The organism is Zongyangia sp. (genome assembly GCF_965361945.1).
Genome location: NZ_CBDTOK010000066.1, coordinates 24,934 through 37,437, shown reverse-complemented (window position 1 = coordinate 37,437; position 12,504 = coordinate 24,934). Strand labels below are relative to the sequence as shown.

The 12,504-nt window shown below is 52.9% G+C and carries 14 protein-coding genes; 12 read left to right on the top strand and 2 right to left on the bottom strand.

Translation table 11 applies throughout. The features are described 5' to 3' along the window. Positions 1 to 88: 88 nt before the first annotated feature. The 12 genes from ACZ25G_RS04300 to ACZ25G_RS04245 all read left to right on the top strand — a co-directional run bounded on the left by ACZ25G_RS04300 (position 89) and on the right by ACZ25G_RS04245 (position 11,745). Complete coding sequence (locus ACZ25G_RS04300; RefSeq protein ID WP_463681656.1) at positions 89 to 1,324, top strand: 4Fe-4S dicluster domain-containing protein; 1,236 nt, start codon at positions 89 to 91, stop codon at positions 1,322 to 1,324. Further along, the gene (locus ACZ25G_RS04295; RefSeq protein ID WP_191481922.1) at positions 1,321 to 2,298 is read left to right on the top strand and encodes an RnfABCDGE type electron transport complex subunit D; all 978 of its coding nucleotides are present in this window, start codon (positions 1,321 to 1,323) and stop codon (positions 2,296 to 2,298) included. Before ACZ25G_RS04300 ends, ACZ25G_RS04295 begins: the two co-directional genes overlap by 4 nt. Beyond that, complete coding sequence (locus ACZ25G_RS04290; RefSeq protein WP_463681655.1) at positions 2,285 to 2,941, top strand: Rnf-Nqr domain containing protein; 657 nt, start codon at positions 2,285 to 2,287, stop codon at positions 2,939 to 2,941. The genes ACZ25G_RS04295 and ACZ25G_RS04290 overlap by 14 nt, the downstream gene beginning before the upstream one ends. Then, positions 2,942 to 3,535: an Rnf-Nqr domain containing protein gene (locus ACZ25G_RS04285; RefSeq protein ID WP_463681654.1), complete on the top strand. Its 594-nt coding sequence runs from the start codon at positions 2,942 to 2,944 to the stop codon at positions 3,533 to 3,535. Between the two features lie 47 nt (positions 3,536 to 3,582). Further along, positions 3,583 to 4,833, top strand: coding sequence for a putative glycoside hydrolase (locus tag ACZ25G_RS04280; RefSeq protein ID WP_463681653.1), 1,251 nt, complete (start codon positions 3,583 to 3,585; stop codon positions 4,831 to 4,833). Positions 4,834 to 4,955: 122 nt separating this feature from the next. Continuing rightward, positions 4,956 to 5,840: a DUF362 domain-containing protein gene (locus ACZ25G_RS04275; protein ID WP_463681652.1), complete on the top strand. Its 885-nt coding sequence runs from the start codon at positions 4,956 to 4,958 to the stop codon at positions 5,838 to 5,840. A 224-nt stretch (positions 5,841 to 6,064) separates the two neighbouring features. Next, positions 6,065 to 7,072 carry a LacI family DNA-binding transcriptional regulator gene (locus tag ACZ25G_RS04270; RefSeq protein WP_463681651.1) on the top strand — a complete coding sequence of 336 codons (1,008 nt, stop codon included), beginning with the start codon at positions 6,065 to 6,067 and terminating at the stop codon, positions 7,070 to 7,072. Between the two features lie 62 nt (positions 7,073 to 7,134). Continuing rightward, the gene (locus ACZ25G_RS04265) at positions 7,135 to 7,956 is read left to right on the top strand and encodes a transketolase (protein ID WP_342680561.1); all 822 of its coding nucleotides are present in this window, start codon (positions 7,135 to 7,137) and stop codon (positions 7,954 to 7,956) included. Continuing rightward, positions 7,953 to 8,888, top strand: coding sequence for a transketolase family protein (locus ACZ25G_RS04260; RefSeq protein WP_463681650.1), 936 nt, complete (start codon positions 7,953 to 7,955; stop codon positions 8,886 to 8,888). Before ACZ25G_RS04265 ends, ACZ25G_RS04260 begins: the two co-directional genes overlap by 4 nt. Positions 8,889 to 8,939: 51 nt before the next feature. Beyond that, positions 8,940 to 10,421, top strand: a complete 1,482-nt coding sequence (locus ACZ25G_RS04255; protein ID WP_463681649.1) for an FGGY-family carbohydrate kinase — start codon at positions 8,940 to 8,942, stop codon at positions 10,419 to 10,421. Between the two features lie 98 nt (positions 10,422 to 10,519). After that, positions 10,520 to 10,915 carry a D-ribose pyranase gene (rbsD, locus tag ACZ25G_RS04250; protein WP_463681648.1) on the top strand — a complete coding sequence of 132 codons (396 nt, stop codon included), beginning with the start codon at positions 10,520 to 10,522 and terminating at the stop codon, positions 10,913 to 10,915. Positions 10,916 to 10,962: 47 nt separating this feature from the next. Continuing rightward, on the top strand, positions 10,963 to 11,745 hold the full coding sequence (locus ACZ25G_RS04245) for a Cof-type HAD-IIB family hydrolase (protein WP_463681647.1): 783 nt from the start codon (positions 10,963 to 10,965) through the stop codon (positions 11,743 to 11,745). A 181-nt stretch (positions 11,746 to 11,926) separates the two neighbouring features. Here the strand turns inward: ACZ25G_RS04245 and ACZ25G_RS04240 are convergent, their stop codons facing one another. Then, the gene (locus ACZ25G_RS04240) at positions 11,927 to 12,169 is read right to left on the bottom strand and encodes an NAD(P)H-dependent oxidoreductase subunit E (RefSeq protein WP_191481907.1); all 243 of its coding nucleotides are present in this window, start codon (positions 12,167 to 12,169) and stop codon (positions 11,927 to 11,929) included. A gap of 27 nt (positions 12,170 to 12,196) precedes the next feature. Next, positions 12,197 to 12,484 carry a hypothetical protein gene (locus ACZ25G_RS04235; protein WP_224771561.1) on the bottom strand — a complete coding sequence of 96 codons (288 nt, stop codon included), beginning with the start codon at positions 12,482 to 12,484 and terminating at the stop codon, positions 12,197 to 12,199. Positions 12,485 to 12,504: the final 20 nt, after the last annotated feature.

Below are 12,504 nucleotides of genomic sequence, written 5' to 3'. Positions count from 1 at the left end.
GAAGCGGCCGGCACCTGCCCCGGGCGGGTGCAACACCCACTGATTCACCCTGCCGCAAGGCGGGGACAAAAGAGGTGCAGATAATTTCATGGAATTTAGGAAAAAGGGAGTTTTTTTGGATCAGGCCAAGGAACCAGCCTTATCCCGACCCATTGCACATTATGTGTTTCCCAAGATGGTATATTTGCGGCTGCCCCAAAGGGCCGTGTTCCAGCGCGGTGACCAGGTGCGGATTGATGAGCCGGCGTTTACCGTAGGGAACCAGGCGGTTTTTTCCCCCATCGACGCAGAGGTAGAGGATATCCTAACCCCTTCTTTTGATAAAGAGCACACCTATGCGGTGCTGCGCAACACGGTTACCCCGACCCAGCGCCAGATTATGAAAAAGAATGACGAGGAAACGGTGGAGCCGGAACGGATCATCGCCTATGCAAAAAAATGCTCCGTCGTCGACGATCTCGACGGGGAGTTCCTTTACCGAAAGCTGGAGCAAGCCCAGGATAAACGGAAGCTGGTGGTGGTCGGCAACGCTATCGATGACCAGCCCATGATTTCCAACCATATGGGCCCCTTGTTTAAGCTGACAGCAGAGGCAGCAGGCGGCCTGCGGCTGGCCCAAAAGGCTCTGGGTGCGGCGGAAATCTGCTTTGCCATCTATGGAGAAATCGGGAGCAGTGACCAGCGCATTCCCAAAGAGTTGGAAAAGATTCCGGTGGTCAGGATGAAAGGCCGTTATCCGGCCCGCCCCAGGCTGGAACAGGAGATCGGGAAGAAATATCCTGGCATGCGGGTGGTTTCCATCTCCTCCAATACCCTGATCCATCTCTACCGGGCTGTGGTCTATGAAAAGCCCCACAGTTCCCTGTTCCTCACTGTGGCCGGGGATGCCATCGCCAATCCTGGCAATGTGGAGGTGGCTTTGGGAACTCCGGTCGGGGAGGTTTTGCGCTTTTGCGGACTGGCCAGAGAACCACACAGGCTCATTACCCGGGGTACTATGGCGGGATACCGGCTGACCGATACCCAGACGCCGGTATCTTTTGGGATGAATTGCCTGATCGCGGATGCTAAGGACGGCAGACGCACCCACTACGAGTGTATTGGCTGCGGCCGGTGTGTGAAAGCCTGCCCAGCGGGAATAAATCCTTATCTTGCCTACCGCTACATTACGGGAAAAAACCAGAGGTATCAGCAGCTCGGTCTGGAGCGTTGTACCAAATGCGGTCTTTGTTCATATATATGCCCATCGAATATAGATGTTGCGTCTTATATCCAGACAGTGCTCGGTGAGGACCTGCCTCAAAAAGGGGAGGAAAGCGTGTGAAACAGAAAATACGGCTGACAGCACAGCTCAAGTCCAGGGATACTACTGCTGTGATCATGGGGGACATGATCATCGCCCTGCTGCCGCTGTGCGTCATGGCCTTTTACTATTATGGACTGCGGGCGGCGCTGCTGATGGTGACAGCGGCGGCGGTGAGCTATGCCGCAGATATGCTCGGCTATGCCATCCGGGGCAAGATGCCCAACCCCAAGGACCTGTCTTCTATTGTGACAGGGCTGATTGTGGTTTTGATGATGCCGGCGTCGGTGCCCTACTTTATCGTTGTGCTGGCCTGTCTGTTTGCCATCCTGGTGCTTAAGCACCCCTTTGGAGGCCTGGGAAACAATCCCTTTAACCCGGCAGCTGGCGGGTTTGCCTTTGTGGCCATCAGCTTCCCACAGAGTGTATTTACCTATCCCACCCCCTTCTCCCAGCTGGAACTGGTAGGCAGTGTGTCTGCTCCATTGGTAGAAAGCACGGCTTTCACCCTCAAGCTGGGAGGACTGCCCGCCCATGACCCGGTGCAGATGCTCCTCGGCAACTATCCGGGGCCCATGGGCGCTACCAACATCGTGGTAATCTTGACCTGCCTGCTCTTCCTCCTCTATCGCAAGAACATCGACTGGAGGATTCCTCTGGGCTTTGTAGCGGCCTGTGCCGCTTGCGCGCTCCTCTTCCCGCGGATTGGAGGAAGCCCTCGATACTCTGTAATCTATGAGCTCTTTTCCGGTACCCTTTTGTTTGGCGCCGTCTTTGTAGTCACTGAACCGGTGACCGGGCCTAAAACGGTGCCTGGCCGATGGGCCTATAGCATTTTGTCAGGCGTGGTCACTATGTTCTTCCGCTATTATGGAGGCTTTGAACAGGGACTGGTGTTTGCCGTGCTCATTATGAACGCCCTGTCTAATGTATTGGATCGGGAAATGGGACGGTTGGTTGCATATGGGAGGAGGCGGCTGCATGGCGATTCGTAGTCATCTGAAGAAAAGCAGAGAAAAAATGCGGCTGTTTGAGGGGATGACCTATCGCAATCCGGTGCTGATCTGTGGTTTCGCCCTAGCTCCGGCTATTATGGTCACAACCTCCCTGAAAAATGCTGTTGCAATGACCCTGGCCTTTTTCGTTGTGACCGTTCCCACCCTGGTGGCGGCTTCTTTTATCAAAAACAGCGTGCCCCGGTGGCTGCGTTCGGTGGCATATGCACTGATTGCATCGGTATTTTTTATTCCCGCTCTTGCCTTGGTGCGCCTGGTTCATCCTTTGGGCGTTGACCTGATGGGAATTTATCTGCCGATCCTGGTCATCAATTCGGTACTGCTTTCCCGGGCTGAGCGGTTTGCACGGAAGAATAAGCCTGTCCGTGCCCTCATTGACGGAAGCTGCTATACCGTTGGCTTTGGTGTGGTGCTATGTGTGGTGTCCACCATCCGGGAGATCATCGGCGCCGGCAGTATCTGGGGTGTGTCCTTAAATCTGAGTCAGAGGACACCAGCTGTATTGCTGCCTTTTGCCGGGTTTATCCTGGTGGCATTTTTGGCGGCTTTCGCCCAGTTTCTCAATCGTCTGCTTAACAAGAGGATCTATCACCGGTCTGATTCATCAGGGGAGGTGAAATAAATGGAGGCCGTTGTTCAGTTTTTCCTCCTGGCGCTGACCGCCATCTTCGCGGAGAACACCGTTTTTACCCGGGCATTAGGCGCCAGCCGCGCCTTGATGGAGATGCGTTCCTCCCGGAGCACCATGCTTTTTGGAGCGGTACTCACGGTCATCACATTTTTTTCATCGCTGCTGTGCTATCCGGCGAATATCCTGCTGCAGATGACCCCATATTATCTATATTTAGAGCCGCTGGTCTTTGTACTGTGCATTGGCATTGTCTATGCCATCATATACCTCACCATAGGGCGCTTTTTCCCAAAGGTCCAGAACCGTATTGGGAAGATGCTGCCTATGGCTACCTTTAATTCCGCTCTTTTGGGCGCCATATTGGTAGCGCTCCATCAAAACTTCAACCTTGCCCAGACCATTGGATTTGGCCTCGGCACGGGAATTGGTTTTACCGTTGCGGCTCTGCTGATCTGTGAGGGACAAAAGAGGTTGGAACTTTCCAGACTGCCCCGCTCCTTCCGGGGACTGCCTGCCACCCTTTTGTATATCGGTATCCTTTCCCTGGCCTTTTATGGCTTGATCGGCCATCAGCTTCCAAGCTGATTTGGTTTACTTCGACATCTGTGTAGCAGTAAGGGAGGATTTTTGCTATGTCAAAGCCTTATAAAATCAAGCGCAATACCAGAATGTACCGAGGGCGGGGTAGGCGTCCTTCGCCGCTGTCCATTGTACTGACAGTGGTAGGATGCTGCGTTCTGGCATTTTTGGGCTGGAGCCTGTATCAGCCGGTGTATAATTTGGTTACCGGCAATATTTCTTCTTCCCTGCCCACAGAATCCAGTAGCACTCCCTCCGCACCGGTGACCAGTGATTCAGAAAGTGAGTCTCAGGAACCTGTGCCCGAGGAGACTTCGGCGCAGCATTTGGTTTATCTGCCCCATGCGATCATGGCTGACGCCACCCAGCTAGATGCTTTCCTCCAGTCGGCAGTGGATATGGGAGCCAATGGGGTGATGATGGATTTGAAGGATGCCAATGGTTATCTGTTATACCAATCCACGGTGGCAGAAGCAGTGGGCGCAGGGGCGATTTCCTCCAGCGCGGTGGATTTGCCCACCGTGTTGGCAGCCCTGGAAAGCTACAATATGACGCCGGTAGCCCGCATCCATACCTGGGTCGACCCCATCGCCCCGCGGACCTATACGGACATGGCTGTCAAATATAACGGAACCGAAACCCTGTGGCTCACCGATACAAGGGAGAATGGGGGACAAAACTGGATGAACCCCTACTCTGAGAGCGCCCAGAAATACATTACCGACATCTCTCTTGAACTTGCGGGGATGGGGATCAAAGAGATTGTACTGGATGGATATTACTTCCCCACCATGGTGGGCTCGGAGTATGCAACCTATGGGGAGACGGCGGATACCGTCACCCGGGACGCTTGCTTGAAAAACTATCTTGCCACGTTGACTGCCGCCCTGGAGCCTTCTGGTATAGAGGTGGGACTGTATGTCACCGGCGCATCCCTGTTTGCCACCGATCAAACCGCCTATGGCGGGGTCAACCCGGCAACGCTGGGAGCGGAAAACCTTCTGGTCAACGCCATGCCGGCCTCTTTTGGCTCCACCTTGACAATAGGGGAGGAAACCCTCGCTTCTCCGGCCCGATCCCCCTACCAGGCTTTGACAATGGCGGCAGCTCAAATCAAGACAATTGTGCCGGAGGGGACAAACCTAACCATGTTTGTCCAATGTTACACAGCTGATGGATTATCCGAGGACCAGAACAAAACCTACACCAGGGAGGATATCTCCGAACAGCTGCGGGCACTGACAGAACAGGAGCTGGAGGACTATCTTCTCTTTAGCCCCACCGGAACCTTCCCGGCGGAATAGCCGGGTGGACACTGGCAGCCTGCGAGGCTGTCCGGCGGAAAAATAAGGATGAAAAGAGGGAAAACGCCTTTTGATCCGCGACAACATCCGTTTTCCCGTAAATCGTCAAGGAGGTCTGCAAAATGGAAAAAGCAAAAGTATTTTTCACCAAAGAAATTACTGCAAAAAGCCTGATCCGGATCTACGAGGCGTTGGGCACCCAATTACACGGTAAAGTTGGGGTAAAAATTTCCACCGGTGAGCCCGGTGGGCACAACTACCTTCATCCGGAGCTGATTGGAGAGCTGGTGCATCTGCTGGATGGCACAATTATTGAATGCTGCACCGCATACAACGGCCGGCGGATGGATCCTAAAGAGCATTGGAAGGCCATTGAAGAGCATGGGTTTAAAGCTATGGCTCCCTGCGATATTCTGGATGAGTTTGGGGAGATCGATATCCCTGTGAAAAACGGATTTCACCTGGACAAAGACATTGTAGGAGAACATCTGGCAAACTATGATTCTATCCTGGTTTTGTCCCACTTTAAGGGGCATGCGATGGGCGGATTTGGCGGGGCGCTGAAAAATATCAGCATCGGTATCGGCTCCACCCGAGGAAAAACCTATATCCATACAGCTGGGGTGACCACAGATGCGGCGGTTTTATTTGACAACCTTCCGCCCCAGGATCACTTCCTGGAGTCCATGGCTGATGCTTGCAAGGCAGTGATTGACTACAAGGGCGCGGAAAATATGCTGTATATCAATGTAGCCAACCGCCTGAGTGTGGACTGCGACTGTGACTCCAATCCAGCAGAGCCGGAGATGGCGGATCTTGGAATTTTTGCTTCCATCGATCCAGTGGCGGTAGATCAGGCGTGCTATGACGCGGTCATTCATTCTGATGATCCGGGTAAAGCGGCGCTGATTGAACGCATGGATTCCCGCCATGGTATCCACACAGTAGAAGCTGCGGCACAGCATGACCTGGGCAGCCGAGAATATGAAATTATTTCTCTGGACTAATATAGGCTGAGAAACGATCTGAATGAACAGAGCATCTGAATTTTTATATAAAAATTTAGATGCTCTTTTTGATTTTATACTCAAAAACCATAAAATTGGGGAGAAAACACAAAGAATAGCAAATTATACAAGATGATATTTCATAAAATATAAGATTATTGGTAAAATATCTATTGAAATATTTATATAAAAGTTTTATACTACAGATGAAAGGAGGAGGCAGGATGAAAATCAGTATTAAACAACTCAGTGAAATGTCCGGCTTTTCTCCCGCCACAGTATCCAATGTGCTCAATGGAAAAAAGGGCGTGAACAAGGACACGGCGGAACTGATTATGAAACTGGCCCGGGAATCCGGCTATCTCAGTGAAAATCGGATGACCAGTATCAAGCTGGTGGTCTATAAAAAACACGGCTGGGTTCTGTCGGATACCCCTTTCTTTTCCTCCCTGACCGAAGGGGTCAACGAGGAGTGCCGGGCATCGGGTTATGACACTGTGATCTGTAACCTGAATGAACACAGTGAAGACTTTGAAAGCCATCTGGAACAGATTCTTTCTGACCCAAACTCCGGCATCCTGCTGCTGGCCACTGAAATGGGGGAAGAGGATGTAAAGGTCTTTCATCGGGCGGTGGCGTCGTTGGTGGTTCTGGACGCCAGCTTTGAGCAGATGGAATTTGACACGGTCCTGATCAATAACACTGATTCGGTGAGCAATGCTGTGGGCCACCTGATCAAAATGGGACACCGGGAGATCGGGTATCTAAAATCCAGCATGCGGATTCAGAACTTCCGCTATCGGGAGGCTGGATACCGCCGGGCCCATGAAGAAGCGGAAATTGCAGTTAACCCAGCCTTTACCGTGGAACTCACCCCCACCATGGAGGGCGCTTATAAGGATATGGCCCGATTTTTGGAAAGGAATCCTCAGCTTCCCACCGCTTATTTTGCGGACAACGACATCATTGCGCTGGGAGCAATGAAAGCGCTGAAAGAAGCAGGCTGCCGTATTCCAGAGGATATTTCCATCATCGGTTTTGACGACCTGCCCTTCTGTGAAATATCGTCGCCCCCCTTATCCACCATCCGGGTCTTTAAACAGGAGATGGGACAGATGGCGGTAAAACGGCTGCTGGATAAAATTAAGTCCCAGAGCAAGATTGTGAACAAAATCCAGATTGGAACCGAGTATATTGAGCGGGAGAGCGTTAAGGCGCCCCTGCAAAAATAGATGTTTTTCCACAAGACAATGCCGGAGGCTGCAAAAACCTCCGAGAAAAAGGAGCAATGGAGATGGAAAATTTAAAAGCTAAGTCCTTTGAGATCAGGGAGCATGTGCTGGACGTGATCTATCGGGCAAAAGCGGGACACATCGGAGGAGACATGAGCGTCACCGACATCCTGGTAGCCCTTTATTTTAAGCACATGAATGTAGGGCCGGAGAAGGTAAACGACCCAGATCGGGATCGTTTTGTCCTTTCCAAGGGCCACTCGGTGGAGGCGCTCTACTGTGTTCTCGCCGAGCGGGGATTCTTCCCTTACTCCGACCTAGAAACGGTATCTCAATTCAAAACCAAATATATCGGTCACCCCAACAACAAGATTAACGGCATTGAGATGTGCTCCGGCTCTCTGGGCCACGGGCTGCCGGTTTGTGTAGGAATGGCCCTGGCCGCCAAGATGGACAAACGGGACTACCGGGTCTACACCGTCATGGGAGACGGCGAGCTGGCGGAAGGCTCCGTCTGGGAAGGCGCCATGGCTGGCGGCCACTACAAGCTGGATAACCTGACGGCCATTGTGGACCGCAACCGTCTGCAAATTTCGGGATGTACGGAGGATGTCATGACCCAGGACGACCAGAAAACCCGGTGGGAATCCTTCGGATGGCACGCCATTGTCTGTGATGGCAACGACATCGACTCCCTGGATAAAGCCCTAACCGAAGCCAAGGCGACCAAGGGAAAACCCACCGTCATCATTGCGGAGACCACCAAAGGCTATGGTGTCTCCTTTATGGAAAACAAAGCACCCTGGCATCATAAGGTGCCGAACGCGGAGGAATATGCGGCGGCGAAGAAAGAGTTACAGGCAAGGAGGGCACAGGCGCTATGAGCAAGATTGCAAACAAACAGGTGATTTGTGACGTGTTGGTGGAAGCGGCCAACACAGATAAGGATATTGTGGTCCTTTGCAGTGATTCCAGAGGTTCCGCCTCCCTGACAAACTTTGCCAATGCCCACCCCGACCAGTTTGTGGAGGCCGGCATTGCTGAGCAGAATCTGGTCTCGATGGCGGCAGGCCTGGCCTCCTGCGGAAAGAAAGCCTTTGCGGCCTCCCCGGCCTGCTTCCTTTCCACCCGTAGCTTTGAGCAGTGCAAGGTGGATGTGGCCTATTCCAATACCAATGTCAAGCTCATCGGTATCAGCGGCGGTATCAGCTACGGCTCTCTCGGCATGACCCATCACTCCGCCCAAGATATCGCGGCCTTGGCGGCGGTGCCTAATATGCGGGTCTACCTGCCCAGCGACCGGCTGCGAACCGAGATTCTCATCAAGGAGCTGCTCAAAGACAATAAGCCTGCCTATATCCGGGTGGGAAGAAACGCGGTAGAGGATGTCTACGAAGAGGGCAACGTCCCCTTTGTTATGGATAAAGCCACCTGTGTCCATGAGGGCAATGACATCGCGATCATCGCCACCGGTGAAATGGTGAAGCCTTCCCTGGACGCGGCAAAAATGCTGGAGGCAGAGGGCATCAGCTGCCGGGTACTGGATATGTACAGCGTAAAACCCATCGATAAAGAGGCGGTAATCCAGGCGGCAGAGGAGACCCAGGCCATCATTACGGTGGAGGAGCACAGCATTTTCGGAGGACTGGGCTCTATGGTCTGCCAGATCGTATCGGAACACTGCCCCAAAAAGGTTATCAATATGGCGCTGCCTGACGAGCCGGCTATTGCAGGAAACTCAGCGGAGGTTTTCGGCTACTATGGCCTGGACAAAGAAGGAATTGCCAAAACAGCGCGGAAGCTGATGGAGAAATAGCCGCCATTTGAGGGTGAAAGACCCAATAGAGACAGAAAGAAGGATGACGCGATGCAGGAAAAGTATATCCTTTCTATTGACCAGAGCACGGCTGGGACCAAGGCGCTGCTCTTTGACAACAAGGGGGACCTGATCTGCCGCAGCGATAAAAGCCACCGCCAGATCATTGATGAAAAGGGCTGGGTGGAACACGATCCCGAAGAAATCTACCGCAACACCGTGGAGGCGGTGAAGGCAGTGGTAGAAAAGGCGGGGATTGATAAAAGCCTTATTGTAGGGGTCGGCATCAGCAATCAGCGGGAAACCGCTATGGCCTGGGACCGCGGCACGGGAAAACCAGTTTACAACGCCATTGTTTGGCAGTGCGCCCGGGGAGAGGCCATCTGCAAAGAGATTGAGAAAGCAGGCCGTGCCGAGGAGATCAGAAAGGCCACAGGGCTCAATCTTTCCCCCTATTTTTCAGCGGCAAAGCTGGCTTGGATTCTGCAGAATGTCCCCGGTGTCAAGGAAAAAGCCCAGGCAGGGGAGCTGTGTATGGGCACCATGGATAGCTGGGAGGTTTTTCGGCTCACCGGCGGGAAATCCTTTAAAACCGATTATTCCAACGCCTCCCGCACCCAGATGTTTAACATCTTTGACCTCACCTGGGATGAGCATATTTGCTCCCTCTTTGGCATTGACACGGCATGTCTTGCCCAGGTCTGCGACACCAACGCAAATTATGGAGAGACGGATTTTGAGGGCTTCCTGCCCCATCCCATCCCCATCCACGGGGTCATCGGGGATTCCCATGGGGCCCTGTTTGGCCAGGGCTGCCTGCAAAAGGGCATGATTAAGACAACCTACGGCACAGGATCCTCGGTGATGATGAACATCGGCGAGACGCCTATGCTCAGCGCCAGCGGGGTGGTGACCTCCATCGCCTGGGGGATGGACGGCCGGGTGGAATATGTGTTGGAAGGAAATATCAACTATACCGGTGCTGTGATGAAGTGGATTGTGGAGGACCTAGGGCTCCTTTCCTCCCCCAAGGAGGCGTCGAAAACCGCCATGGCCGCCAACGAGGAGGATGAAACCTATCTGGTTCCCGCCTTCACCGGCCTAGGCGCTCCCTATTGGGACTCGGACGCCAAAGCGGTGATCTATGGCATGACCCGGACTACCGGAAAAAACGAGATTGTCCGGGCTGCCGAGGACTGCATTGTCTATCAGATTGCGGATATTATCGGTATCATGAGCCGAGAGTCCGGCATCTCGATTGATTCCCTTCGGGTGGATGGCGGCGCTTCCCGGGATCATTATCTCATGCAGTTTCAAAGCGACATTTTAGGCATCCCGGTGCGGGTGGCCAGTGTAGAGGAACTTTCCGGCGTGGGCGCGGCTTATACCGCCGGCCTCGCTTTGGGCGTCTACACCAAGGAGGTCTTTGAGCGGATGACCCGGCAGGATTACCTGCCGCAAATGGATGCCGCCACCCGGGCGAAAAAGCGGGCCGGCTGGGACAAAGCCCTTTCTGTCGTCCTGACGAAATAACCGCCCGCTGGAAAAGAAAGACCAAATAGCTTGAATAAAGCGGGGCCGCTGTCTGCGGCCCCCATGTATTACTGTCAGAAAAGAGAGGGGTCATACAGATGAAAAAAACAGGTATACTCAACAGCCAGCTGTCTGGTATGATTGCGGCGCTGGGCCACAAGGACCTGGTGATGATCGGCGACGCCGGGATGCCCATCCCCAAGGGGGTGCCCATTGTGGATTTGGCGGTGACCAAGGGGGTCCCCACCTTTGCCCAGGTGTTTGAAGCGGTCATGGAAGAAATGTGCGCTGAGCATTACTTTGTCGCCGAGGAAACCCAGGGGGCAAATCCCGCTATCTGGTCCCTGCTGCAAAATACCCTTTCGGGACTTTCCTATGACACCATGCCTCACGAGGAACTAAAGGCCATGAGCCAGAATGTGAAATTTGCCATCCGCACCGGAGAATTTTCTTCTTTTGCCAATGTTATTTTGCGGGCAGGTGTGGTATTCTAGAGGTGACGGAATCCCCGTCAATTAAAAACCGGAAAGGCGGGAACTTAGTGGCCCAATACAAGGTTGTTTTTTCTGATGTGGATGGGACTTTGCTGAATACGGAGAACGAACTGACCCAGCTGACCCGAAAGGCCATCGGGAGGCTGAAAGAGCGGAAGATCCCCTTCGTCATTGTTTCGGCAAGGAGCCCATCTGGTATCTATCACATCCTGGAAGAAAATGATTTTCGCAGCCCCATTATTGCATACAGTGGGGCGCTGATTTTGGATGAGGAACGGAAACCTCTCCATCAGCATGCCATGACCTATGGCCAGGCAAAAGCCGTCCTAGACTACATAGAGGGCCACAGGCTGGATGCAAGCTGGGGTGTCTACTCGGTGGATGACTGGATTGTCAAGGTCAAGGACGACCCCCGGGTAAAAACGGAGGAGGACGCGGTAAAGGCCCAGGCCAGGGAGGGAACCATGGACTCCCTACCCAAGGACGCTATGGTACACAAAATCCTGTGCATGTGCGGGCCGGGGAAGATCCTGGGGATTGAGCAGCAGCTCAAAAAGGCTTTCCCGGAGCTTTCCATTGTCAAATCCTCCGAAATCCTTCTGGAGGTCATGGCCGGAGGGGTCAACAAGGCCAAGGCTGTCCGCTGGCTCTGCGGTTTCTGGGGGGTAGACATTCGGGAGGCCATCGCTTTCGGGGACAACTACAATGACCTGGAGATGCTGGAGGCCGCCGGTTACGGCACCGCCATGGGAAATGCCCGGAGGATATCCGGAAAAAGGTCGGACGGGTTACGAAGGACAACGATCACGATGGCATCTACTATGCCTTAGAGGAACTGGGACTTTGAATAAGGATTCTTATAGAACAAAAGCCTGGAGAAATCATTACGATTTCTCCAGGCTTTTTGTGATTGTCTGATGGCGTATGACACAATAAAGTATAGATGGCCAAAACGCTTGCCGCCTTACCTCTACCATCCATCCCTGGGCGAGACGGCATTTCCTCGTTGTGTTACTTCAACTTGGAAAGGATTTCTTTTTTAAAAAGCTCTTCTGTGGTATCCGGGGAAAAGGAGAAGAGGGTGTCGTCAATGGTGACGCAGACACCTTTCTGGCAATTCCCTGTGCAGAAGGTCCCAGCCATATGGACCTGGTCCTCCAGATGATTTTCTTTGACCAAGCGCTGCAACGTCTCCAATACATAATGGGAACCTTTTACGTGACAAGCGCTTCCTAAGCATACTGTAACTGTCATTAGGATAGTGCCTCCCCTAAAAGAAAATTAGTGTTTTTCCTCACGGCGTTCAATGGCCCGGTTGCGGAAGTACAAGCCGATATCGGTGCAGACCAGGATGACGTTGGGGAAATAGAACCAGAATGCCAGGTTGTAGGTCTGGGTCATGCACTTGGCGATAATGCCGCAAACGTAACCGAAGGCGATAAAACACATAAAGAGCAAACTTTTACCCTTGGTAGATTTGGAACGGACCGAACGGACAATGGACAGAGGCCAGGAAATTCCAAAGCTGATAATCATAATCGTTTCAAAAATTTCTGCAACAGAAGGCATAACTGCTTCCTCCCAGTAGT

Bases quoted from the DNA above. Each gene is read 5' to 3' on its own strand.
- rbsD (WP_463681648.1), top strand. From the start codon at position 10,520: ATGAAAAAAACAGGTATACTCAACAGCCAGCTGTCTGGTATGATTGCG.
- ACZ25G_RS04285 (WP_463681654.1), top strand. From the start codon at position 2,942: ATGGAGGCCGTTGTTCAGTTTTTCCTCCTGGCGCTGACCGCCATCTTC.
- ACZ25G_RS04280 (WP_463681653.1), top strand. From the start codon at position 3,583: ATGTCAAAGCCTTATAAAATCAAGCGCAATACCAGAATGTACCGAGGG.
- ACZ25G_RS04255 (WP_463681649.1), top strand. From the start codon at position 8,940: ATGCAGGAAAAGTATATCCTTTCTATTGACCAGAGCACGGCTGGGACC.
- ACZ25G_RS04275 (WP_463681652.1), top strand. From the start codon at position 4,956: ATGGAAAAAGCAAAAGTATTTTTCACCAAAGAAATTACTGCAAAAAGC.
- ACZ25G_RS04240 (WP_191481907.1), bottom strand. From the start codon at position 12,169: ATGACAGTTACAGTATGCTTAGGAAGCGCTTGTCACGTAAAAGGTTCC.
- ACZ25G_RS04235 (WP_224771561.1), bottom strand. From the start codon at position 12,484: ATGCCTTCTGTTGCAGAAATTTTTGAAACGATTATGATTATCAGCTTT.
- ACZ25G_RS04270 (WP_463681651.1), top strand. From the start codon at position 6,065: ATGAAAATCAGTATTAAACAACTCAGTGAAATGTCCGGCTTTTCTCCC.
- ACZ25G_RS04300 (WP_463681656.1), top strand. From the start codon at position 89: ATGGAATTTAGGAAAAAGGGAGTTTTTTTGGATCAGGCCAAGGAACCA.
- ACZ25G_RS04265 (WP_342680561.1), top strand. From the start codon at position 7,135: ATGGAAAATTTAAAAGCTAAGTCCTTTGAGATCAGGGAGCATGTGCTG.
- ACZ25G_RS04290 (WP_463681655.1), top strand. From the start codon at position 2,285: ATGGCGATTCGTAGTCATCTGAAGAAAAGCAGAGAAAAAATGCGGCTG.
- ACZ25G_RS04260 (WP_463681650.1), top strand. From the start codon at position 7,953: ATGAGCAAGATTGCAAACAAACAGGTGATTTGTGACGTGTTGGTGGAA.